The organism is Dehalococcoidia bacterium, from assembly GCA_025054935.1.
Lineage (GTDB): Bacteria > Chloroflexota > Dehalococcoidia > SpSt-223 > SpSt-223 > JANWZD01.
The window spans coordinates 392,225-415,712 of sequence record JANWZD010000002.1; the positions used below are offsets into that span (position 1 = coordinate 392,225).

Consider the following 23,488-nt stretch of genomic DNA (forward strand, 5'->3'; position numbering starts at 1 on the left):
TCGCCTGCTGTGCCCTGCCGCCGCGGGCGGGACAGGCTGCCGTTTCCAAGATCACCGCGCTAGCCGGCAGTGGCAAATCATCTTGTCTGACGGCAGCGCTGCTTCCGCCACCCTCGTCTCCCGTTCGGCGCAGATTGCGCCCTCTCCGCGGACAGAACAGCCGGCGCGCCGTTGCGGCGGCCCCTCCTTGGGCGGAGCACGCCGACTGGACCATCGTTCCGGCCGGGCAGGCGCCTGCGGAGAGGGCATCGGAGAAGCGCCCGCGAGAGCAGGGAAGCCGGTACGGCGTCAGCGGCTCACTGTGTTGATCGCCGCGAGGGAGGGGAAGCAGCGCAGAGACGGCTGCGCGTCGAAGAACGCGCCTCTCGAGCGCGCCCGGCGGTCGTCGGCATCCTGCGTCCGAACAGGCTACACTGCGCGCGGGGAGGACATGATGAACCTTGAAGGCGCGGTTGCTCTGGTCACCGGTGCCTCGGGCGGGATCGGGGAAGCGCTCGCAGTTGATCTCCAAGCCGAGGGGGCAAGCGTGGTGCTTTTCGCCCGCCGCGAAGCTGAACTGAAGCGGGTGCTCGGTCGCTTGGACGCCGACCGAGCGGCGATTGTCGTCGGCGATGTCGCGGTGCGCGCGGATATCGAACGCGCTGTGCAGGTTGCCGAGGAGCGTTTCGGCGGGCTCGACCTGCTGATCAACAACGCCGGCGTCGCCGTCGTCGCCCGGATTAGCGATGTGCCGATCGAGCTGCTCGACCGCGGCTGGCGCACGAATGTGCTCGGCCCGATCCTCGCCGTCCAAGCAGCGACGCCGGCATTGCGCCGGCGCGGCGGAGGCATGATTGTCAACATTTCGTCGGGGATGTCGCTTCGTCCCTCGGCAACGATGGGGATCTATTCGATGACCAAGGCGGCCCTCAATGTGATCTCGGCCTCGCTGCGGGTGGAGCTTGCAGAGGACAACATCCGGGTGATGACGGTCTTTCCGGGACTGATCGCGAATGATTTCGGCCGGAATTCACTGGCAGCCGACGAACGCCTCGTCGCTGACCGTCGGGCAACCTCGCGCACGCGTTCGAGCAGGACCTCTGAGGATGCCTCGCGGGATATCATCGCCGCGATCAAGGCAGACCAGAACGTCTTTCGGGCGAACCCGGAGCAATCGCTGGAGGTCCCCCTTTAGCGCGTTGACGCTGGACGCGGCGCGTCACTACCCTACACGGTGAGGGGAGAGACGCCATGCGAGATGAGCGACGGCTGGTGCTTCGCCAGACGATCGAAAGTGCTGCCGCTGACCTGCGCGCGCTCAGCCTCGCCATCCATGATCACCCTGAGCTGAACTTCGAGGAGCGGTTTGCGCACGCCCTTCTGACCGACTTTCTCCACGACGCTGGCTTCCACGTTGAACGCGGCGCCTACGGGCTGCCGACCGCATTTCGGGCCTCGGTTGGCGAGGGGTCGCCGTGCGTCGCGGTGCTCTGCGAATATGATGCGCTGCCGGAGATCGGCCATGCCTGCGGTCACAACCTGATTGCCGCTGCTGGGGTGGCCGCGGGCCTCGCGCTCAAAGCGGCCGCTCCGGCCGGCACGGTTGTCGTGCTCGGCACCCCTGCCGAGGAAGGCGGGGGCGGCAAAGTGGTGATGCTCGAGCGCGGCGCGTTCGACGGGGTCGATGTTGCGATGATGGTCCACCCGGCGCCCGGCCACTCCGCCTGGCCGAACGTCATCGGGGTGGAGGCGCTGGAGGCGCAGTTCTTTGGCCGGAGCGCTCACGCCGCGATGGCGCCCCATGAGGGGGTGAACGCCCTCGACGCGATGGTGCTCGCCTTCAACGCAGTCGCCCTGCTGCGCCAGCAGCTGCCGCCGGACACGCGGGTTCACGGCGTCATTACCAGAGGGGGGACAAAACCGAACATCATCCCCGACCACACGGCGGCCGAACTGTATGTCCGCGCTCGCCACCCGCACGAACTCGACCGACTGAAGGAGCGCGTTGTCGCCTGTTTCGACGGCGCGGCTCGCGCCACTGGCTGCCGGCTCGAAGTGCGCTGGCCCGGGCCCCGCTTTCGCGACCTGCGGACGAACGACCCGCTGGCGGCACGGTACGTCAGCCACCTCGAAGCGCTTGGGGTGACGGTTCCGCCCCGCGGCGACAACCCTCTCGACCGGATGCTCCTCAGCACTGATATGGGCAATGTCAGCTACGCGGTGCCCGCTATCCACCCCCTGTTCCGGATTGAGACCGAGGGCGGAAACCATACGCCGGCCTTCGCCGAGGCAGCGCGCTCCATGGAAGCGCACCGCGCGATGCTGCTGGCGGCGACGGCAATGGCAGAGACCGCGTTCGACTGCTTTGTCGACCCGGCGCTGCTGAACCAGGCGCGCGCGGCGTTCGCTCTTCCGCTTTCGACGACAGGCGAGGAGTGAGTGGCAGGCAGCGTGCCCCCGCCGTGTTCTCGCCGCCGCCGCGTTCCCCTCTTCGCTGACCCGAAGGGCTCTCGCCGGCGGCCTCCTCCGCGACGATGGGCACTTCCTTGGGCTGTCCACCGCTGAGGCATGCTGCCGGTGACGATCGGCGCTCTGCAGCCCTTGTCTCCAAGTGTCTACTGGCGCACGGGGCTGCTTGGGGTCGGGTCCCGAACGGGATCGGACTCGCCCCCAGCGAGCCGGGCAGCTGGTTCTGCGAGACCTGCGGCTTGGCCGACGCCATCGTCCTCGGCTTCCATCTTGCTCAGCTCGGGTACGAGCCGGGATGGACCGCTGCCGAGCGCATTGTCCGCAATCAGCTTCGTCAGGTCGAGCGCATGATCCCTCCCGAACGGGCTGCCCGCAGCGTCTCAAATGCTGCCGCAATCCTCCGGGGGCAGCGTCGATGCGAGGAACGCATCCCGCACAAACGCAAGCTCTTCCGGAGCTGCCGCAATCCTCCGGGGGCAGCGTCGATGCGAGGGCGCCCCTCGACGGGCTCCGTGACGGGCTGACCTCCTTGAGCACAGCGATCTCGAGGAAGGCTGCACAGGGTCGGCGGTGATGGCGGTCCGGGAAGCGGTGAATGCGGTGACCGCCCAGCGCGACAGCGGGCGGTGGATCAACCTGCCCCTAACGCTCCGGACCTGGCTTGCCGAGATCATGTCTCGCGAGCCGGCGGAAGGGGCGCTCATCGTTACCCTGCGGGTCGGCGGTCCGCTTGGGAACCGCCCAAACGCGCAGCCGCAGGAGGGAGGATCGATGGAGGTTGCCATCCCGTTGGCGGCGCGGGCGACGACGGTTCTTCTCCTCGCCGCCGCCCCCGGAAGCCGGGTGACCATCCGCTCTCCCCTCATCGAGCGCGTCAAGTCGCGGCAGCGGGGCGGCATCACCCTGACGGTGCAGCGGGCAGGCGCGACCGTCGTGAGGGTTGTCCCGCCCCGAGAGCGCTACGCGGTCGTCCCGGCAGGCTGACCCCCGCCTCCGACGAGCCCCCTTCTCCCGCCGCCGGACGGCGCTGAAAGCGTTTCCCCGCTCGACCTCGCCCCCAGCTTCCGCAACAATTGGATGAACGCGCCTGTCGGCCGGCAGAATGGTGCGGGGATCGCGACGATGACGGCAGAAGAGCGCGCGGCGCTCCCACCCCGACTGCCTCCCGAAGGGAGGATTACCGACGTTCCGGGCATCCGCGTCGGCCATTGGACCAACCGGGACGCCGCGACCGGCTGCACGGTGGTACTTGCGGACGGCGGAGCAGTTTGTGGCGTCGACGTGCGCGGGTCGGCGCCGGGCACGCGCGAGACCGACCTGCTGCGGCCCGGCATGCTCGTCGAGCGGGTGGACGCGATCCTGCTTGCTGGAGGAAGCGCGTTCGGGCTCGCGGCGGCTGACGGGGTGATGCGCTATCTCGAAGAGCGCGGCGTCGGGTTCGATGCCTGGGTCGCGCGCGTGCCGATCGTTCCGGCGGCAGTGATCTTCGACCTTGGCATCGGCTCAGCACAGGTTCGGCCCGACGCCGACGCGGGATGGCGCGCGTGCGCTGCGGCGGCCGATGGAGCAGTCGAAGAAGGGTCCGTGGGGGCGGGCACGGGAGCAACTGTGGCGAAGCGCTATGGCATGGCGCGAGCGGTCAAGGCAGGGCTGGGAACGGCCTCGACCGTCCTCCCTGATGAAACGCGGGTCGGCGTGCTCGTCGTTGTCAACGCTGTCGGCGCAGTGGTTGATGAGCGCGGCGTGCCCATCGCTCAGGAGCGGCCCGGGTCAGCGGGCGGCCCGCTCCCCATCGGCAACACGACCCTCGCCGTCGTCGCGACTGACGCGCCGCTCGACAAGGCGATGGCGACGAAGGTGGCCCAGATGGCGCACGATGGCCTCGCGATCGCGCTGCGGCCGGCGCATACGATGGTCGACGGCGATGTCGTCTTTGCGCTCGCGACCGGCCGCCGTGCTGGGCCGGCTGACGTGTCCGCAATCGGCAGCGCCGCAGCGCTGCTGGTTGCGCGGGCGATCGTCCGCGCCGTTCTGCTTGCGACCCCGCTTGGCGGCGTGCCCGCGGTCTCCTCTCTCCAGGCGTAACCGTGCTCAGCGGCTGCCGCTCCCGGCAGAACGCCGTCTTCTTCTCGTATCCGCGCTCGGCTCAGCGGGTCGCGGGGCTCCTCCGACAGAGGGTAGCCGTCCCTGCTTGGGTGCCGCGGCAAGCAACGCGCGTTCGGCCTCTGCGCGGCGCTGCCGCAAGGACGCAGCGGTAAGGGCGAGGGAGGCGTCCCCCCGCTGACGGGGCCGGTCACCCTCGAGCCAAGCCGGCCGCCGCGCTGCAGGCAAGGGGCAGGACCGCGGCGACCGAGCCGGATGGCCGCGATGCGGGCTCCGGAGGACTGGCCAGCAACCGCTGCATTCCCGCCGGCAGCTCTACTGCTGACGGAGCAGCCGCGCCGAATTGAGAAGAATTCCTACGTCGGGCAACGACTGCGCTGCGGCGGCGAGGGAGAGCGGCAAGATGCCGGCGGCCGCGAGGGCGAGGCCGACGAGGTTGTAGATGCCGGTGAAGGCGAGATTCGTCTTCACCACGCCCATCGTCCGGCGGGCAATGCGCAGGAGGTCCGGCACCAGCATCCAGTCTTCGCGCATGAGCGCGATGTGCGCCGCTTCGATAGCGATATCCGTGCCGGCAGCGCCCATGGCGATGCCGATGTCCGCCTGTGCCAGCGCCGGCGCATCGTTGACGCCATCCCCGATCATGACCACGGTATGCCCGTTCGCTTGATACTCCCGGACAACCGCGATCTTCTGCTCGGGCAGGAGGTTGGGGCGGTACGGAACGCCCAGTTTTTCGGCGAGCGTCGCGGCAGAGCGGTCGTTATCGCCGGTGAGGAGTTCGATCTGCGCAATGCCGAGGGCACGCAGCTGATCGAGGGCAGCAGGCACTTCGGGACGGAGCGTATCCGCAGCGGCGAGGATAGCGGCCGGCGTCCCGTCGAGGGCAACCACGAGGATCGTCTTCCCCTCCGCTTCCAGCTGATCCGCGACGGAACGCGCTTCGGGGAGGGGGATGAAGCGGCGGTTGCCGACGGTCACCCATCGACCGTTCACCCGCGCCCGAACGCCCAAGCCAGGCAGCGCTTCAAAGTCTTGCGGGTCCGCGAGGGAGCGGTTCTGGCGGCGCGCCGCGGCGCGCACCGCTTCGGCGAGAGGATGCTCGGAATACCGTTCGGCCGAGGCAGCCACAGCGAGGAGGTCGGAGGAGGGCATGCCGTTGAGCGAAATCACGTCGGTAATTCGCGGCTCGCCGAGGGTGAGCGTGCCGGTCTTGTCCACAAGCACAACATCGGCCCGCGCAAGCAGCTCAAGATATTTGCCGCCTTTGATGAGCAGGCCGCGCCGAGCGCTCGCACCGATGGAGGCGAGCATCGCGATCGGCGTGGCTAACGCGAAGGAACACGAGCAGGCGACCACCAGCACCGCCGCTGCCGCGAGCGGGTTGCGGCTGAGGAGCAAGGTGAGCGCAGCGACCCCGGCAACAACCGGCAGGTAGAAAGCACTGAACGCATCAGCGAGGCGCTGCATCTCCCCTCGGTTCGCTTCCGCTTCCTCCACCAGCGCAATGACACGCCCAAATGTGGTGTCTGTGCCGACGCGAAGCGCCCTCACCCGCAGACTGCCCAGCCTTGCAATCGTCGCGGCGAATACCCGAGCGCCCGTGGTGACATCAACAGGCATGGGCTCGCCCGTGATCGTGGCTTGGTCGACGGTGGCGTGTCCGTCGACGACTTCGCCGTCCACCGGGATCGTCTCGCCGGGACGGACGAGAACGATGTCGCCCACCCGCACCTCGGAGACCGGCACTTCAACTTCGTCGCTCCCCCGCTCGACGCGCGCAGTTTGCGGCGCCGCAGCAGTAAGGTCGCGCACCGCACGGCGCGCGCGCTCGGTAGTAAACCGCTCCACGTAGTCGCCCACCCGCATGAACACCACGACAATCGCCGCCGCAACCCATTCGCCAACAAGGAGCGCCGCAAGTGCGCCGACCGTCATCAGAGTATGCGAGGTGATTTGCCGCTTGCGGGCGGCGCGCGCGACCGCACGAAAGACGGGAAAGCCCCCCGCGATGACGAGGGCGGCGCCCACAGGAAGCGGGACCGCCGCATTCAAGAGATCGAAGAGGCCAAGCCATTCGCCGGCGACCACAGTGCCGAGCACGGTGACGAACGCGACCGCGAGCAGCGCCGTCAGCTGGCGGCTGAGAGAGCGGGCAGCGGAAACGGACGGCACGGCGGCCGCCGGCACTGCGTAGCCGGCGCGAGCGAGGGCGCGGCGGATCACCGCTCCATCGACGCGGTCGGGGTCGCCGAGGATAACCGCCTTCTCTGCGGCAACCAGAACGTTGACCGACTCTACGCCGGGCAGCTTCGCGATCGCTTCTCGCACCTGCGCTGCACACTCCGCGCAGTCGATGCCTGCGATGGGAATGTCAAACCGCTGCAGCTTCGCCGTGGCACGCCTCCAGGACGGCGGAATGAAGAGACGGGTAAACGCCTTTGGCGATACCAGCGCGCGGCGTAGCTACGCGCTGGTCGCTCAAGGCAGCGAAGACAAACCGCCCGCGCCGTGCGGCTGCGGCCAGCCCGCTCTCGCGCAAGACAGGACGGTGATGAGAAAGTGTGAACTGCTGCGGCCTGTAGCCTCAGCGATCTCGCTCACGGTCCGAGGGCCGCTCCTCAGCACCTCACCTCAACAGATTTTGATCATATTCTCCCCCGCAGGGCGCGGCGCGCGCCACTGCTCCTGCCTTGACGCATTCCCTCCCCCTTGCGTACAGTCGATCGTGGGCAGCCAGCCCATGGAGAGCCAGCAATCGCCCGCATTCTTGTCACTAACGACGACGGTATTTATGCCCCCGGCCTGTGGGCGCTTGTCGATGCGGTCAGCTACCTCGGCGAAGTTGTGGTGATCGCGCCGGACCGTGAACAGAGCGGGATTGGCGCCGCGATCTCCCTGCATCACCCGCTCCGCTTATCGAAACTGCGCATGCCGGCCCATCCCGAGATCGATACCTATGCCGTGCAGGGAACGCCCGGCGACTGCGTCATCCTCGGTTTGCAGAACATCATGAAGGATGGGGTTGACCTCGTTGTCAGTGGGGTCAATGACGGTGCTAATCTCGGCAACGACGTGCTGATCTCGGGCACGGTGGGCGGCGCAATGCAGGGCTATTTTGCCGGTATCCCGGCGATTGCGGTTTCGGCAGCGTGGAAGACCACCGATTTTCGTCCCGCAGCGCGCGTGGCTGCGGTGCTTGCGGACTTTATTCTCTCCGAGCGGCTGCCCTCGGAGGTGCTGCTGAATGTCAACGTGCCGGACCGGCCGCTCGACCGCATGAGCGGGATCGCCGTGACGACGCTGGCGCGTCAGACCTATGTCGACGTGATCGAGCAGACAGAGGATGCTCGCGGCCGCATGATCTACTGGATCACGCGCGGCCGGGCCACCACCGACGAGTTTGAGCCGGGCACGGATATCTGGGCGATGCGCAATCACTATATCTCGATCACGCCGCTCCAGAGCGACCTCGCGAGCCGCGAGCAGTTTGAACTCCTCGAGGAGCTGATCCCCGCTCTCCGCCAGCATCTCCTCGCTCCCCTGCCCGTCCTTGAGGACTGACGCGCCGCCGCAGAGAACAACGCCCCGTCCGCAGCGGGACGGGGCGTGAGCGGAGGGCGAGGGAGAGGTTAGTAGTCCATGTCGCCGGCGGGGGTAGGTGTCGCTGGCTTCTTCTCGGGGATGTCAGTGACGAGCGTCTCGGTCGTCAGCACCATCGTCGCGATAGAAGCAGCGTTCTGGAGCGCCGAGCGAGTCACCTTGGCAGGGTCAATGATGCCCCGGCTGACAAGGTCGACATACTCATCGCGCAGCGCGTCGTAGCCCCAGTTGGCGGAGCCTTTCTCCTTCTGGAGCGCGCGGACCCGCTCAACAACGACCGACCCTTCTTGGCCGGCATTGATCGCGATGCGGCGCAGCGGCTCCTCCAGCGCGCGGCGCAGGATCTGGACGCCGACTTGCTCTTCCGGATCAAGCTGCAGCCCCTCGAGCGCGTCCGCCGCGGCGACAAGCGCAACCCCGCCGCCCGGGACGATGCCTTCTTCGACTGCCGCGCGCGTGGCCGAAAGCGCATCTTCAACGCGATGCTTCTTCTCTTTCAATTCGACCTCGGTCGCTGCGCCCACCTTGATGACCGCGACGCCGCCGGCCAGCTTGGCCATCCGCTCTTGGAGCTTCTCGCGATCGAAGTCGGAGGTCGTCTCCTCGATCTGGGCCTTAATCGCCTTGATGCGGGCTTGGATCGCCGAGTCTTGGCCCCGGCCCTCGATGATGGTCGTTTCGTCCTTGTTCGCGACAACGCGGCGCGCTCGCCCGAAGTCCTCAACGGTCACGTTCTCGAGCTTGCGCCCCACCTCTTCGCTGACGACGCGGCCGCCCGTCAGGATCGCGATATCCTCGAGCATTGCCTTCCGGCGGTCACCGAAGCCCGGCGCCTTCACGGCCAAGGCATTGATTGTGCCTCGCAGCTTGTTCACCACGAGAGTGGCGAGCGCCTCTCCATCGACATCTTCGGCGATGATGACGATATTCTTCGTCACCTGAAGCGCCTTCTCGAGAACCGGCAGGATATCCTGCACCGAGGAGATCTTTTTGTCGGTGATCAGGATGACGGGCTCTTCGAGAACGGCCTCCATCCGGTCGGCGTTGGTCACAAAGTACGGGCTGATATAGCCGCGGTCGAACTGCATGCCCTCGGTGTATTCGGTCTCGAACTTCATGCTCTTCGATTCTTCGACCGTAATAACACCGTCCTTGCCGACCTTCTCCATCACCTCGGCGATCAGCTTCCCGATCTCCGGGTCTGCAGCGGAAATCGCGGCAACTGCAGCGATCTCATCCGCACCCGTGACCGGCGTCGCCAGCGCCTTGATCTTTTCAACGGCTTTCTCGACGCCCTTCTCCAGCCCGCGCTTGATCGCCATCGGGTTCGCGCCCGCAGCGACGTTCTTCAGCCCCTCGCTGACCATCGCTTGCGCAAGCACGGTAGCGGTGGTCGTTCCGTCGCCGGCGACGTCATTCGTCTTGGTGGCGACTTCCTTGGCAAGCTGGGCGCCCATGTTCTCGAAAGGATCTTCCAATTCGATCTCTTTCGCGATCGTCACGCCGTCGTTCGTGATCGTGGGGGCGCCGAACTTCTTGTCGAGGACGACATTGCGGCCGCGCGGGCCGAGCGTGATCTTGACCGCGTCGGCCAAGGCATCGACGCCACGCTTCAGAGCCCGGCGGGCATCTTCCTTAAAAAGGATCTGCTTCGCCATCGTTCGCTCGCTCCCTCTTACTTCGTGCTGTTCGTAACCACCGCGAGCAGATCCGACTCGCGAAGCACGAGATACTCGGTGTCTTCAATCTTGAACTCGGTGCCGGCATACTTCGCGTACAGCACCCGGTCGCCCACTTTCACTTCCATCGGCGAGCGCGTGCCGTTATCGAGGATGCGGCCGGGACCGACAGCGACGACCATCCCCTCCTGCGGCTTCTCCTTCGCCGTGTCGGGCAGGACGATCCCGCTCTTCGTCACTTCTTCTTGCTTCAGCGGGGTAACGACAACGCGATCACCAAGCGGCCTGAGCTCAGCCATGCGAGGTTCCTCCGATCACCCGAAATAGTTTGCAGCCAAATTAGCACTCGAGCAGGGCGAGTGCTAATCCGCTCGCATTCTAGCGAAGCGCCGACGAGTCGAGCAAGGATGCGTTGCGTTAGAGCAGACAACCGCTCGGAAGACTAACGATCTTCTAATGTCTCGCCGAAGATCAAAGCTTCAAGGCGCTCTGGCTGGTATCCCCACACCGCGACGCCGTCGATGACAGTGACGGGAGGAGTTTTGAAGCCGGCAGCGAGGAACTCCGCCCGCGCCGCCGGATCGATCAGCACGTTTCGTGCCTCAAACGGCACCCCCAGCTCGCGAAGGAACTCCTTCACCACCCGACAGGGGCTTCAGCGATCATCCGTGTAGAGAATGATGCGCTTCGTGTTCATCGCGCTCCAACATAGGGCGTTGTCTGGATCACAGTGGCAATTGTGGCGCGCACTTCTTCGGCGATGTCCGGGCGAAATCCGAACAGCATCAGGTTCACGCCGTGAACGCCGCGGATGGACCGCAGCGCGCGCAAGGTCTCTGCAAACACGGCAAGCCCTTCGCGCTTGGGGTCAGCTGCCTCTCGGATTCGGCTCAGGATATGCTCGGCAATGACGATTCGGAGCCGGCCGGGCACCCGCTCGACAGCGTCTCGGGAGAGAAGCGGCATCATCCCTGGCAGCAGCCAGACAGGGCGGGACAATCGGGGACGGAGCGCGTCAAGAAACGCCTCCACCCGCTCTGCCTCATACACTGGCTGGGTGAGGAGAAATTCTGCGCCGGCTTCGGCCCGGCGTGCTGCCTGCTCCGCGGCTCGCTCCGCCGGAACGCTGTTGAGGTCGACCGCCGCGCCGACGAAGAAGGGCGCCCCGGCGTCCCGCCGCGCTGCCACGAGCCGGATCAGGCCGAAGGTACCAAGGTCATGCACCGGCTTTGCTTTGACCCCTTCCGGGAATTCATCGCCGCGCAGGCAGAGGATGTTGCGGACATCGAGCGCCTCGGCGGAGATGAGGTCCGACTCGATTGCAAGGCGGTTCTGGTCTCGGGTGATGCAGACCCAGATCGGCTCGATGCCCTGCCGGACGAGCAGGCCGGCGGCAGTGAGACTGCCGAGCTGCGCTGTTCCTCCATGATTGTTCGTGACGGTGATCGCGCGGGCGAAGCGAGAGAGCGCAGCGGCACGCCGGAAGAATGCGCCGAGACGCGCCGAAGCAGGCGGCACGACTTCGCTGGTGACAACGAAGCGCCCCGCGGCGAGGTCCGCGGCGAGCCGGCTGACAGCGCGCAGCGGCCCGCTCACTGAAGGACCTCGCCGAGATACGCGGCAACGAGCTCTTCCTCGTCGAGCCCGAGCAAGTCGCGCAGAACCGCCTCGGTGTGCTCGCCGAGCAAAGGCGGCCGCCGGACCGCTTCCGGCCCAATGCCCGACAGCTGAAAGCTCGGGCCATTGACCCGGACCCGCCCCAGCTCAGGATGGTCGAGGCGGAGGATCTTGCCCCGCGCGGCGAGGTGGGGGTCGCGGAAGAGGTCAGCGGCAGTTTGGACCGGTCCCGCGGGAACACCGGCAGCTTGGAGCACCTCGGCGGCCTCTGCCGGCCTCCGCAGTCGGGTCCACGCCTCGATCGCCGCGTCGATCCGGCCGGCCGCCTGCTGCCGGCCGGCAAGGTCCGCAAGGGCAGGGTCAGCGGCAAGATCAGCGCGGCCGATCGCATGAGCGAGCCGCTGCCAGTCCTCGTCGCTCTCGCATGCGATGGCAACCCAACGGTCGTTCCCGCGGCAGCGATACACCCCATGCGGCGCTGCCTCAGGATGACGGTTTTCGCTGGGCCTTGGTACGACGCCGTTCACGGTGTAATCGAGGATCGCGGGTCCATTGAAGACGACCGTGCTCTCATGCTGCGAGAGGTCGATTAGCTGGCCCTCGCCGGTACGGTCGCGGTAGTGCAGCGCAGCCAGAATAGCGATCAGCAAATGGTAGGAGTTGCAGGAGTAATCGGGATGAGCAGTGCAGGACGCAACGGGAGGGTCGCCGGCGAACCCCGAAAGCGCGTTCAACCCGGCCGCTGGCCCGATCGTGTAGCCGAAACCGACGTACTGGGAGCGCGGTCCGGACCGCCCCATGACCGATGAGCGGGCCACAATGAGGTCAGGACGGATCTTCATCAGTTCGTCAGGAGTGAGGCCCCATTTCGGCAGCGGGTCGACGCCGTAGTTGTCGACCACGACGTCGGCAAGCGCGATCAGCCGTCGGAGGAGGGCGGGCCCGCCTTCGGTCGCCATGTTGATGGTGACGGAGCGCTTCGAAGTGTTCATGAGGGTGAAGATGCCGCTCTGATTCAGACTGTCGGTCCATGGCGGCCGCGGGAGCGCCATCACGCGCAGGCCGTCGGGATGAACGGCGCTCTCGATCTTCAGCACCTCGGCCCCATGGTCGGCGAGCACCTGCGTGGCAGCGGGACCAGCAATCTGCCAAGTGAGGTCGACGACCCGGATCCCCTCGAGCGGGAGCCGGCTCGGTCGGCGCGGGCGGGGGAGCGCGGGGCGGTCGCGCCAGCCTTCCGTATCATGCTCGCCGGCCGCGGGCGCAGGACGCCGGATTTGCCAAGGCGTCCGGCTCATTTTGAACGGCGCGCCGGGATAGCGGACGAGCGCTGTCTCGCCGGCCGGCAGACGGTGTTCGACCTCGACCCAAAAGTCGCGGGCGATGAGCTGCGGGTCGCGCTGAAGGTCGGCGACGTCGGCGACAGGGGCAGCGGCGAGGCGATGCGCCTGCGCCGCATCGGCAGCGAGCGTTTTTCGCTTGCCCGCAGCGGCTTGGCGGATCGCGGCGGTCAGCTCGGGGATATGCCGCTCGCGGAAGGCAGGGTCGGTCCACTCCCCGCCTTCGAAGGGCGCGGTGGGCACCCCCATCTCCTCGAGCCAAGCGAGCAGCCCGTCAAACCGGCCGCCCGGCCAAAAGGCGAGCCAGCCGTCGTCGCAGGGAAAGAAGAGCGAAAAGCCGGTGAAGGCGCGGTCGCCGAGGCGGGTGCGGAGATGCCCCATCAGGTCGAGCAGAGCGAGGTTGTTCTCCGTCGTGAAGACAATCGCGTCCTGCAGCGAGACATCGACCTGGCGGCCAACCCCGCGCATCCGGCTGTCGCGCAGCGCGACGAGCGCGGCCGCAGCGGCAACGATGCCGGCCTGCAAGTAGCCCTGCTCGCCGCCGAGATGCGTCGGCGGGCGGTCTGGCATTCCGCCGAGATGCACCAGCCCTCCCGTCGCCATCCCGATCAGGTCGGTGCCGCGCCAAGCGGCGCGCGGACCAGTTTGGCCGAAGGGAGTGATGGAGACAAGAACAAGGCGAGGATTGCACCGATGCAGTTCGGCGAGGCCGAGCCCGCGCTCAGCCAGCCAGCCGACCGGAAACGTTTCAACCAGCAGGTCGGCCTCGGCCGCCAGCTCGAGCAGCCGGCTGCGGCCATCGGCGCGCTCGAGATCGATCACGAGCGAACGCTTGCCGGCGTTGAACCACCAGTAACGGAGGCTCGCCCGGTCATCCCCCCGCGCATACGGCGGCCGCCGCCGTTCGGGGTCGCCGCCGGGAGGCTCAATCCGCAGGACATCTGCCCCCAGGTCAGCGAGGAGGCGGGTTGCATACCATCCGATCGGCCCAGCGAGGTCGAGGACACGCACATCGTCGAGCGCCCCCGCGGGGCGCAGAACGTCCGCCATTCGGTCTCCAGATCGTCGCGTCGCGCAGCGGGATTATCGAGGATCGCCGGCGCTGCTGCCGGCTGGGAGGAAGGGGCGCAAGCCAGAGCGGGAAGGCGGCGGACAGCTTACGGCGCCGCCGGGCGCGCGGTCGCGCTGCCGACAACGGCAGTTTCGCCGCGCTCATTCACCACCCAAACGCGGCAGGTGACGCGGTCGGCCACCTCTTCGACAAGGGCGCCGTGCGCGGTGACCCGTTCGCCGGCGTAGCAAGGACGGACAATTTTACAGTCAAGGGTGCCGCCGACCTGCCAGCCGGCGCCGAAGCGAGCGAACATCATGCGGCAGACCGGCGCGATGACGAGCGCGCCTTGGGCCAGGGGCGCAGGATGACCGTGGCGGTGGGCAAGTTCGACGCTCGTGTGGCCATTCTCTTCTCCTGGTCCTTCAAAGGCACGCATCCGCTCCAGCGTCAGGTCGAACGCGACCGGTTGAAGCAGTTCACGAGCCGGCCGCTCATCTTGGGGCGGCTGCGCAGCCCGCTCCGGGACGCGCTCGGCAGCGCGGCTCGGCCCAAAGAACGCCCACGTTCTCGTGGCGACCGCGATCGGGGTGGCGCCATCGAAGATGTCGAGACGATAGGCGACGAAGAGCCGGTCCCGCCGCCGCCAGCGGTCGGTGATCGTCGTGCGCGCTGTCACGGTCCGGCCGACGAAGATCGGTCCGCGCGCCTCGAAGCCGATCGCCGCGAGCACGCCGTTGAAATCGCGGCGGGGAGGAAAGGCATTCTGCCCCGCGTAGTAGAAGATGGAGTTCGGCGCGACGGGGCCGCCCCACGGAGACGGGCCGGTATACCAGGGATGATGGTCGTCGTACAGGTCGCACCAGCGCGCGACTTCCTCCGCCGAGATAGTCAGTTCCAGTTCCGGCCACCCTCGATCCTCCGCCAGCCAGTCGAAGTCGAGGGGCTCGGGCACCTTCGGCAGCTTGTAGGTGAGCGGAACGCGCATTCTTGCCTCCGCCGCTCATTGTACCGCCCGTCCGATACAATCCGAAGGTGACGACAACCATCTACCTCTGCCGCCACGCCGAGGTGCACAACCCCGACCGCATCCTCTACGGGCGGCTTCCCGGGTTTGGCCTCAGCCGCGCTGGTCACGAACAGGCGGCACGCCTCGCCGCCTACCTCAGCGCCCAGCCGCTCGCCGTCATCTATACCAGCCCGCTGCTGCGCGCGCGTCAGACCGCTGCCTATGCCCTTGCGCTCCAGCCGGAAGCGCGGCTGATCATCGCTCAAGGGCTGCACGAGGTCTTCACCTCATGGCAGGGGAAACCGTGGTCGCAGCTGAGCGGAGCGATGTATTACGAGCCGCCCGCCGACCCCGGCGATGAGACGATGCTCGACGTCGCGCGCCGCATGCGGGGCTTCCTCGAGCATGTCGTGCGGTGTCATCCGGGTCGGGCGGTCGCTGCCTTCAGCCACGGCGACCCTATCGCCATCGTGCTGATGGCGCTTCACGGTCTGCCGCTGAGCGAGCGCGAGCTCCGCCGCAACCGGACGTTTTATCCGGACCTCGCCTCGGTCAACCGCCTTGTTTTCGATGCCGAGGGCACCCTCATCGAGCGCACTTACCTCGCGCTCCAGCAGCTGCCCGAAGTTTCCCGCCTCTAGCGAGGAAGCGCGCCGCATCGACCCGCTGGGCGGCTGAGCAGCATGCCGCCGGACACGCCGAGACGTCCGTCGAGCGCGCGCCGCGCCGTCGCGAGACAGCTCCCCGGCGGCAGCAGCAGGCGGCCGGCCCGCCGCCTCTTCCATCGGGGGGAGCTGACCGCGCTTCAGCAGCTGGAACGGGAATGGCGATACCGCTAACACCCTCCGGTCTCCTCAAGGCGAGGCTCCCAGCGACAGGCTGCTGCAACAGGAGGAGGCAGGGGCCGGGTGGGAGAAGCTGAGGCCGCCTGCGCCGAAGCACGGCGGGCGCATTCTTCCGCCGAGCGGTCAGTTAGCGTAGCCCGTCAATTCGGCGTAGCCGCGCCCGCGGATCGGAACGCCGTTTCGCTCGCCGGTCACTGCCACCGCACCCTCCCAGTAGGCGACACCGGTCTGTTCAGTGACCAGCTCTTGGTCGGCCAGCTTGGGCGTCACCACGAGCCGCACACCGTCCACAGGAATAGCAATCTCCCAGCCGGCAGGGTAGGTCGCACCGGTGCGGGGGCTGGTCCACCGCGCGGTGACGGTAAGGGCGAACTCGTCAACAGGGAGGTCGACTGCTGTTCCGTCTGGGTCGATCCGGGTGGCGAAGCGGTCGTACGGCTGGCCGGTGGTCTGGTCGCGGATCTCATAGACCATATAGTCGGTGCCATCCTCAAGCTGAAGGCAGAACCAATCCCAGCCGCCGCCGAGCAGGGCGATGAAATCGCCCCACTGATGGTCCATCCACGCCTCGCCTGTGACGGCACGTTCGACCCCGCGGTCGAGCAAGGTGCCGGCAACGCGCATGCGCGGGCGCGAGTAGTAGTAGGAGTAGCCGGCCTGGCCATACTGGATCAGCCCGGTGCCTTTGTGGAGCACGGCGGGCTTCGTGGCGATGAGCGTGAGGTCGATGGCATAGCCGGGCAGGGCAGCACGGAGCCGATCGACCCCCTCCCGCCCCTCGATGGTCCAGTCGCCGACATTCAGCCAAATGCCCGGGCGGGCGCGCCGTGCCTCATCGGTCAGCAGGGGAAGCCGGTCAGGACGGCTCTCGCTGCGCTCGGCGTAGTGGAACTCGCCGCGCGCGATGTCCGAGATCGCGAAGTGGGCCAGATAGAGCGGAGGGAGCCGTCCTCGGAGCACCTGGAATACCACGAGCTCAAAGCCGACTTCGCGCCCGTCGTCAAGGTCGAGGTGGCCCGTGTAGTACCACCACTCCATGAGACGGTCGTGCGCTCCCTCATCCTCGGGAAGGCGCACCGTGGGGAAGGGAGGCGCAGGCCCGGCGGCCGGTGTCTCGGGAAGCTGCCCGTCTTGCGGGATCGTCCCCGGAAGGCTGCAGGCGGTGAGGAAGAAGAGCAGAACCAGGGCGAGGAGCGGGCGCCGCGTCATCGCGCCGCCTCCGCAAAGCTGGTCCGCTCGTGCTCGACCCGAGGCAGCAGCCGGTCGAGCGAGGGCGGGAGCCACCAGTTCCAAGCCCCCAGCAGCCGCATCGTCGAGGGGACAACAAGGGCCCGAACGAGCGTCACATCAACCGTCACCGCAATCGCAATCCCAAGGCCAAGCGCTTTGACCAGGATCATGTCGGCGGAAAGAAAGGCGATGCTGACGGCAACGACGATCAGGGCTGCGCTCGTGACGATGCGCCCGCTTCGCTCGAGCCCCTCGGCGACCGCTCGGAGGTTATCGCCCGTCTGCTGATACACCTCCTGCACCCGGGAGAGCAGAAAGACCTCGTAATCCATCGACAGCCCGAACAGCGCGCAAAACATGATCACCGGGATCGACGCTTCGATATATCCCAGCGGCGTAAAGCCAAGCACGCTGCTCAAGTTGCCATGCTGGAACACCCAAACGAGGGCGCCGTAGCTGGCGACGATAGAGAGCAGGTTCATCACAATCGCCTTCAGCGGCAGCAGCAGAGAGCGGAACAGCACCAGCAGCACGAGATAGGTGACCGCCATGATCGCGGCGATTGCGATGGGGAAATCGCGATAGAGAGTGTTGACGTAGTCGACGACCCCGGCGGAGCCGCCGGTCACGAGTACCGTAAATTCCAGCGGCCGACTGTTCCGAAGCGCGCCCACCAGCTCGTACGAACGCGGGTCGGTCATTCCGTAGCGGCTGATGACGCGCACGACGGTGGTGTCGCCGCTTACCAAGCCGCGGACTGCCGCTTGGACGAAGGCGTCGCTGATCCGGTCAGGATTAGCGTACATCAGCAGGTAGTGGTCGAGCGTGAACCGCGGGTCGAGCGAGACGATGCTTTCGACGCGGCTGACCGCCGGATGCGCTTGGATCCGCCGAACGTACTGGTCTAAGGCAGCAAGGTTGGCAGGGTCGAACAGTGCGCCGTTGCGCGCTTGGACCGCGAGCAGGATCGGCGTCGTTTCGGTTGCCGGAAACCGGCGGTCGAGGAGCTCAAAGGCCTCCCGCGACGGTGTGCCCGCAGGAAGGATGGAGGCATCCGGGGCCCCCAGCTTGATCTGCAGGAACGGCGCCCCCAAGCTGAGGAGGACGATCATGGTCGGGATGAGCACGATGCCCGGGCGGCGCATCACGTTTGTCGCCAGCCGCCGCCAGAACCCCTCCTCTCGCGGACGGAGCGCCCACGGGAGCGGCAGGGCGTTGACGCGTCGGCCAAGGATCGACAGCACGGCCGGGAGGAGAGTGAGTGCGGCGGCGACCGCGAGGAGCACGACCACAACCCCGCCGATGCCGACGGAACGGAGGATATTGAACCGGAACGCAATCAGGGCAGCTAGCCCGATGGCGACTGTCAGCCCGGAGAAGAACACCGCGCGTCCCGCTGTCGCCACCGTCGCGACGGTCGCTTCGGCGACACTCGGAGCGCGCTCAAGCTCCTCGCGGAAGCGGCTGACGATGAAAAGGGAGTAATCGACGCCGAGGCCGAGCCCGAGCAGAGTGGCGACATTGAGCACAAAGATCGAGAGCGGCGTCACTTGGGCGATGCCGGCAATCAAGGCGAGCGCAATCGCGGCCGCCACCCCGCCGACAAGCGCCGGCAGCAAGGCGGCCACAACCGAGCGAAAGACAAACAGCAGCGCCGCCGCAGCGAACGGAATAGCAAGCAGCTCGGCGCGCCGGAGATCGTTCTCGCTGACGCGCTGGATATCCTCGTAAAAAATCGGCCCGCCGCCCAAAGCGAGACGCAGGTCGGGCTGCGCGGTCAGCCGCTGCTCAATCTCGGCGGGGAGGTTTGGCAGCTGCTCAGCGCGGCGGTCGAGGATCACCGTGACATAGGCAGCCTTTCCGTCGCTCGCGATCTGCTCCGGCGCCGCCGTGAACGACTTGACTTCCTTCACCAGGGGCCACTGACGGAGCGTCGCCAGCGCTGCCTCGCTCTGCGCGACAAACTCCGGCGTCCGCGCATCGAGACGCTCGCTCGTCATGATGACCTGCACCGCGACGCCATCGAGGCCGAGCCGTTCTCCCAGCAGCGCAAGCGCGCGCTGCGACTCGAGGTCGTCGCTCGCAAAACCGCCGGGGCGGAGCGTCTTCGCGACTTGGGGCAAAAACGGGAGGCTGATCGCAAACGCTGCTGCCCAGAGCAGGATGATTAGCCAACGAAACTGGACTGCTCGGCGACCAATCGCGCTAAACACGAAGGCGATGCTCCATGAGGACGTGCGGGGCACCAGAATTGTCGGACCGATTGCGGCAAACGTCAAGTACGAGTTGAGATTTTCGCCCGGCGCGGGCGCTGCTTGCGTTGGCGCGCTCTCGCAGTAGAATGCGCTCACAGCGGAGGTCGCCTCTGCTGGCATGCCCCGCACGGGGTGGAGGGGAGAATGCACGGTAATCCCGGTCTTGTGCTGGGGCCCGGTCCGGAGGGGTGGTGGGACTCAGAGCGCGTTTCCTCGCCGCAGGTGCTCCGCGAGGAAGACGGCACCTGGAAGATGTGGTACTACGGCCGAGACCCTTCGTTCGACCGCGCTATCAACTTCCCTGCCGGCCGCTCCGGACTGGCCGTCTCGGCGGACGGCATCCAGTGGGAGCGCGTTCGCGGACCGTTGACCATGGGGGCAGTGCTCGAGCCGCACCCTGACCCCAGCCGATTTGACAGCGGACACGTCGGCGTGACGAACGTCCAGAAGATCGACGGCCTCTACTGGATGTGGTATCTCGGCGGCGACCAAGAAGAAATCGGCCGGGGAGGACTGCGCTATAAAGGGCTGCGGATGCTGCCCGGCTGCGCCGTCTCGCGCGACGGGATCCACTGGACGCGGCTGGCAGGGCCGTACCGCGGTGCGCTGCTCGCTCCCGGGCGCGCGGGTGAATTCGACGCTCTGCTCTGCAACTGGCCGCGCGTTCTCCGGGACGACGACGGAACGTGGAAGCTGTATTACCACGCCCGCCGTCCAGACGGGGGTGCCACCGTCGGCCTGGCGGTCTCGCCGGATGGTCTCCGCTGGGAGAAAGTTGGCCCGATCTTGGGCGATGGTGCTCCGGGCGCGTGGGATGCGGCCGGGCCGGGCTGCCGCCACGTCTTAAAAGTGAAAGGCGACTACCTGATGTTCTACGAAGGACGCGACGCCGACGGCTACTACTCCATCGGTCTCGCAGTCTCCCACGACGGCATTCACTGGGAGCGGGACGCCAATGGCGAGCAGCCGGGCGGCCCCTACTTCCGCCACGCGCCGAAAGGCTCTGGGCGCTGGGATGCGCGCGCCGTCGGTACGCCGTGGGTCGTTCCCCTTGATGACGGCAGTTTTCGGCTGTACTACGTCGGCGTGAATGAGGGCGGACACGACGAACTGTCGTCGCGCCACCAGATCGGGATGGCAGTGAGCGACGGTCCCAACTACCGGCGCTGGTTTCGCTACGACGAGTAAGACACCTGAGAAAGGACCTCGGCGATGCACGCTGTTCAAGCCCTGACGCTGCTCATCATCCGCGTCAATGACCTCGAGCGGGAGGTCGCGTTCTACCGCGACGGGCTTGGCATGGAGGTAACGCGCCACGTCGAAGGCCGGGTCGCCCAGTTTGCGCTGCCGCAGGGCGGCGCCCTCGAACTGACGCCGGGCGGCGAGGTTGTCCCGCCGGTCCAGGATCGGCGCGAGGTCCAGACGCTGCCGATCTTCCGAGTTGCGGACGTTCATGCCGTCGTCGACCGCGCCGTCCGCCACGGAGCGAGGGTCGTCAACGCGCCGTTCGAGTATAACGGCCAGTGGCTCGCCTACCTTGCCGACCCCGAAGGCCATGTCTTCGGCGTGGTGGCGGCGCAGTCGGCATGAGCGACCCCGGCTTGATTTTCCGCCCCGGCCCCGCGGGCTGGTGGGACTCCTTCTCTGTCTCCTCTCCTCAGGTGCTCCGCGAGGAAGACGGCACCTGGAAGATGTGGTACTACGGCCGAGACACTGCTTGGAATCGCGCGATCGCCGGCACCGATGGGCGCAGCGGACTTGCAGTGTCTGCGGACGGAATTCGCTGGGAGCGGGTTCGGGGTCCGCTCACGCTCGGGGCAGTGCTCGAACCGAGCAGCGATCCGGCTCGGTTCGACAGCGCGCATGTCGGCGTCACGTGCGTTCTCCGTTTCGACGGCCTGTATTGGATGTGGTACCTCGGCGGCGACTGGTCGCCGACGCTGTGGGACGGGGTGGAGCGCATCGGCATCCCCTATTTCATCGGCTGTGCCATCTCGCGCGATGGGCTCCACTGGACGAAGCTCCTCGGCCCGTATCGGGGCGCCGTGCTTCCCCTTGGCGGGCCGGGCGAGTTCGACGAACTGTCGGCGACGTACGGCCGGGTGGTGCGGCTGCCGAATGGCGAATGGCGCCTCTACTACCACGGGCTGCACCCGACGCGCGGGGCGCGGATCGGCCTCGCTGTCTCGGGCGATGGGCTGCATTGGGAAAAGTGCGGTCAGATCCTCGGCAACGGCGAGCGCGGGCGGTTCGACGAGCGAGGCGTGTCGTGCCGGGCCGTCATTCCCTTTCAGAGCGGCTGGCTGATGTTCTATGAGGGCAGCAATTTCGCCAACTATTACGCAGTCGGGGTTGCGACCTCGCCGGATGGCCTCCGCTGGACGAAGGAGGCGGGAGACGAGGCCGGCGGCGCAGTGCTCGCACCGAGCCCCTCCGGCTCGGGGCGGTTCGACAGCCAAGCGGTCGGAACGCCCTGCGTTGTCCCAATGGATGACGGCAGCCTGCGGCTCTACTACGTCGGCGGTCCGGAGCGGCGAGCGGGCGCCGACTACCGCCAAGCGATCGGTCTCGCGGTGAGCGATGGGACCAACTATCGGCGCTGGCACCGCTGGGAGCCCTGAGCGGGAGCGAAGTCAGCTGCGGCGCGCTCTCCGCGCGTTCTCGCGCGCGCATCTTCGGCTGCCGCTCTGCGCGGCGGCGGGGGTGATCGGGGCGTGGATCTGGCATCTAGGCTATCAAGACCCACCGTGGCAGCTGGATGACCCCGCCTTCTGGGCGCATTTGGCTCTCGAAGGCATGGTCGCGCTCGGCATCGGCGGCTCACTGTTTGTGCTGAGCGGCGCTGCGCTCCGCTACGTTGAGGCGCGCCGCGCCCCGGAACAGCTGTCGGTTGATAGCCCGGAGCATACTCAGTAGACTGTACATCCGGAGTTGACCGCAGCGGAGGAGCGATGGCCTACGTCCGAGTGACTTCAGTGATCTTTTCCGAACACGACGCCGCGGAAGGCGCCAAAATTCTCCAAGAGTTGAACGACGAGGCCGATAAGTACGAGGGACATATCCTCGGCATGGTGCTCCGGTCGGTCGTCAACCCGCACCATTTCTTGCGGATCAGCATGTGGCATAACCGCCATCAAGCGGACCACGCCTCAACGAGCGATCACGTTGTCGCCCTCCGCGCGCGGTTGAATGTCCTCACCGTCGACGGTCACCACCGCGAAGACTCGTTCGAGTATGTCGGCGATATCAGCAAGCTGCGCCTGAACCTGTGACCCGGCTCAGTAGCCCCGCGCAGGATCATACCGGTGCAGCAGCGGTTCGCCGGCGAGGTAACGCCGCAGATTGTCGAGAAAGGGCGTGACCACCCGTTCCTCGAGCCGCTGGGAGAGAAAGCTCCGGTGGGGGGAGAGCAGGATATTGGGCGCGGAGCGGAGGGGCGAGGTTTCGGGAAGGGGCTCGACGCGGTAGACATCGAGAGCGGCGCCCGCGAGCCGGCGCTCGCGCAGCGCTGCGGCGAGCGCTTCTTCATCGAGGATCGTGCCCCGGCCGACATTGATCAGGCGCGCCGTCGGTTTCATCTGCGCCAACTCGGCAGCGCCGATCAGGTTCTCGGTTTCCGGCGTCGCCGGAGCCGCAAGGACAAGGTAATCCGACTCCCGCAGTAGCACCGGCAGCCCCTCCGGACCGTACAGCGCCTCCACATAGGGAGGAGGCGCCTCCGGCGTCCGCTTCGCTGCCAGCACTCGCATGCCCAGCGCATGAGCGAGACGTGCCGTCTCTCGGCCGATCCCGCCGAAGCCGAAGATCCCGACCGTCTGCCCGAGGATCTCCTCGACCTGCCCGCCGGACCACTGGCGCCGCGCGTCGTCGTTCACCCACTTCGGATACCGCTTCGCGAGGAGCAAGATCGCGCCAATCACCCACTCCGCGATAGGACGGCTGGCCCACCCGCGCCCGAGCGTGATGATCGCCTCCGACTCGAGAAAGCCCGAGGCCCGATAAGCGTCGATGCCCGCCTGCGAGCCGTGAAACCACCGCACCTTCGGCGCGCGCGCTGCAATCCCGCGCGGCGTGAAGGTCGCGAAGAGGACCTCGCACTCGGCGAGCTGAGCGTCCAGTTCCCGCGCTGCCGGCTCGTCTTGCCGGGGAACGCCATGCTGCGAGGCGACAAGATGGCTCAGATCGCGCACTTCCACATCACCGACAGCGCGAATCCGGTCGAGCTGTGCGGGGGAGAGCGCCGTCAGGACGCCGATGACAACGGTCACCTGCTCCTTCCTCCTTCGGTCATCAAGCGCATGCTGCCGA

21 protein-coding genes are annotated in these 23,488 nt (G+C 67.1%); 11 read left to right on the forward strand and 10 right to left on the reverse strand.

All coding sequences use genetic code 11. From position 1 onward, the window contains the following. The first annotated feature begins 430 nt into the window (after nucleotides 1-430). From NZ773_04615 to NZ773_04630, 4 genes are all read left to right on the forward strand, one after another. Nucleotides 431-1,174, forward strand: coding sequence for an SDR family NAD(P)-dependent oxidoreductase (locus NZ773_04615; protein MCS6801209.1), 744 nt, complete (start codon nucleotides 431-433; stop codon nucleotides 1,172-1,174). Between the two features lie 56 nt (nucleotides 1,175-1,230). After that, nucleotides 1,231-2,418 (forward strand): M20 family metallopeptidase, encoded by a 1,188-nt coding sequence (locus NZ773_04620; GenBank protein ID MCS6801210.1) that lies wholly within the window; start codon nucleotides 1,231-1,233, stop codon nucleotides 2,416-2,418. Nucleotides 2,419-3,018: 600 nt separating this feature from the next. Then, nucleotides 3,019-3,432, forward strand: a complete 414-nt coding sequence (locus tag NZ773_04625; GenBank protein ID MCS6801211.1) for a hypothetical protein — start codon at nucleotides 3,019-3,021, stop codon at nucleotides 3,430-3,432. Nucleotides 3,433-3,525: 93 nt separating this feature from the next. Continuing rightward, nucleotides 3,526-4,533, forward strand: a complete 1,008-nt coding sequence (locus NZ773_04630; GenBank protein MCS6801212.1) for a P1 family peptidase — start codon at nucleotides 3,526-3,528, stop codon at nucleotides 4,531-4,533. A 333-nt stretch (nucleotides 4,534-4,866) separates the two neighbouring features. Here the strand turns inward: NZ773_04630 and NZ773_04635 are convergent, their stop codons facing one another. Next, a complete protein-coding gene (locus NZ773_04635) occupies nucleotides 4,867-6,939 on the reverse strand; it encodes a cation-translocating P-type ATPase (protein ID MCS6801213.1) in 2,073 nt (690 codons plus the stop codon). Between the two features lie 324 nt (nucleotides 6,940-7,263). Between NZ773_04635 and surE the strand changes: the two genes are divergently transcribed. Beyond that, nucleotides 7,264-8,115, forward strand: coding sequence for a 5'/3'-nucleotidase SurE (gene surE / locus NZ773_04640; protein MCS6801214.1), 852 nt, complete (start codon nucleotides 7,264-7,266; stop codon nucleotides 8,113-8,115). Between the two features lie 68 nt (nucleotides 8,116-8,183). Here surE and groL read toward each other — a convergent pair whose 3' ends face one another. The 6 genes from groL to NZ773_04670 form a co-directional block, all read right to left on the reverse strand. After that, on the reverse strand, nucleotides 8,184-9,812 hold the full coding sequence (groL, locus tag NZ773_04645; protein ID MCS6801215.1) for a chaperonin GroEL: 1,629 nt from the start codon (nucleotides 9,810-9,812) through the stop codon (nucleotides 8,184-8,186). A 17-nt stretch (nucleotides 9,813-9,829) separates the two neighbouring features. Then, nucleotides 9,830-10,132: a co-chaperone GroES gene (groES, locus tag NZ773_04650; protein MCS6801216.1), complete on the reverse strand. Its 303-nt coding sequence runs from the start codon at nucleotides 10,130-10,132 to the stop codon at nucleotides 9,830-9,832. Nucleotides 10,133-10,275: 143 nt separating this feature from the next. Then, a complete protein-coding gene (locus NZ773_04655; protein ID MCS6801217.1) occupies nucleotides 10,276-10,473 on the reverse strand; it encodes a glutaredoxin family protein in 198 nt (65 codons plus the stop codon). A gap of 53 nt (nucleotides 10,474-10,526) precedes the next feature. Continuing rightward, nucleotides 10,527-11,429: a methylenetetrahydrofolate reductase gene (locus tag NZ773_04660; GenBank protein ID MCS6801218.1), complete on the reverse strand. Its 903-nt coding sequence runs from the start codon at nucleotides 11,427-11,429 to the stop codon at nucleotides 10,527-10,529. After that, a complete protein-coding gene (locus tag NZ773_04665; GenBank protein MCS6801219.1) occupies nucleotides 11,426-13,840 on the reverse strand; it encodes a CoA transferase in 2,415 nt (804 codons plus the stop codon). Before NZ773_04665 ends, NZ773_04660 begins: the two co-directional genes overlap by 4 nt. Nucleotides 13,841-13,947: 107 nt before the next feature. Beyond that, the gene (locus NZ773_04670; GenBank protein ID MCS6801220.1) at nucleotides 13,948-14,829 is read right to left on the reverse strand and encodes a MaoC family dehydratase; all 882 of its coding nucleotides are present in this window, start codon (nucleotides 14,827-14,829) and stop codon (nucleotides 13,948-13,950) included. A gap of 47 nt (nucleotides 14,830-14,876) precedes the next feature. Between NZ773_04670 and NZ773_04675 the strand changes: the two genes are divergently transcribed. Next, nucleotides 14,877-15,491, forward strand: a complete 615-nt coding sequence (locus NZ773_04675; GenBank protein ID MCS6801221.1) for a histidine phosphatase family protein — start codon at nucleotides 14,877-14,879, stop codon at nucleotides 15,489-15,491. Nucleotides 15,492-15,818: 327 nt separating this feature from the next. On the opposite strand, the gene NZ773_04680 is transcribed toward NZ773_04675, so the two are convergent. Both NZ773_04680 and NZ773_04685 read right to left on the reverse strand, forming a co-directional pair. Continuing rightward, the gene (locus tag NZ773_04680) at nucleotides 15,819-16,904 is read right to left on the reverse strand and encodes a carotenoid 1,2-hydratase (GenBank protein ID MCS6801222.1); all 1,086 of its coding nucleotides are present in this window, start codon (nucleotides 16,902-16,904) and stop codon (nucleotides 15,819-15,821) included. Next, nucleotides 16,901-19,138, reverse strand: a complete 2,238-nt coding sequence (locus NZ773_04685; GenBank protein MCS6801223.1) for an MMPL family transporter — start codon at nucleotides 19,136-19,138, stop codon at nucleotides 16,901-16,903. Before NZ773_04685 ends, NZ773_04680 begins: the two co-directional genes overlap by 4 nt. Nucleotides 19,139-19,324: 186 nt before the next feature. Here NZ773_04685 and NZ773_04690 point away from each other — a divergent pair, with 186 nt between their 5' ends. The 5 genes from NZ773_04690 to NZ773_04710 are packed head-to-tail and all read left to right on the forward strand — an operon-like array spanning nucleotide 19,325 to nucleotide 22,452. Next, a complete protein-coding gene (locus NZ773_04690; GenBank protein MCS6801224.1) occupies nucleotides 19,325-20,368 on the forward strand; it encodes a glycosyl hydrolase in 1,044 nt (347 codons plus the stop codon). A 24-nt stretch (nucleotides 20,369-20,392) separates the two neighbouring features. After that, the gene (locus NZ773_04695; protein ID MCS6801225.1) at nucleotides 20,393-20,770 is read left to right on the forward strand and encodes a VOC family protein; all 378 of its coding nucleotides are present in this window, start codon (nucleotides 20,393-20,395) and stop codon (nucleotides 20,768-20,770) included. Further along, nucleotides 20,767-21,801 (forward strand): glycosyl hydrolase, encoded by a 1,035-nt coding sequence (locus NZ773_04700; protein ID MCS6801226.1) that lies wholly within the window; start codon nucleotides 20,767-20,769, stop codon nucleotides 21,799-21,801. The genes NZ773_04695 and NZ773_04700 overlap by 4 nt, the downstream gene beginning before the upstream one ends. Continuing rightward, complete coding sequence (locus tag NZ773_04705) at nucleotides 21,761-22,096, forward strand: hypothetical protein (GenBank protein ID MCS6801227.1); 336 nt, start codon at nucleotides 21,761-21,763, stop codon at nucleotides 22,094-22,096. Before NZ773_04700 ends, NZ773_04705 begins: the two co-directional genes overlap by 41 nt. A 35-nt stretch (nucleotides 22,097-22,131) precedes the next feature. Further along, entirely contained in the window at nucleotides 22,132-22,452 is a 321-nt protein-coding gene (locus tag NZ773_04710; GenBank protein MCS6801228.1) for a hypothetical protein, read from the forward strand. Between the two features lie 6 nt (nucleotides 22,453-22,458). Here NZ773_04710 and NZ773_04715 read toward each other — a convergent pair whose 3' ends face one another. Beyond that, nucleotides 22,459-23,448 (reverse strand): D-2-hydroxyacid dehydrogenase, encoded by a 990-nt coding sequence (locus NZ773_04715; GenBank protein MCS6801229.1) that lies wholly within the window; start codon nucleotides 23,446-23,448, stop codon nucleotides 22,459-22,461. Between the last annotated feature and the right edge of the window lie 40 nt (nucleotides 23,449-23,488).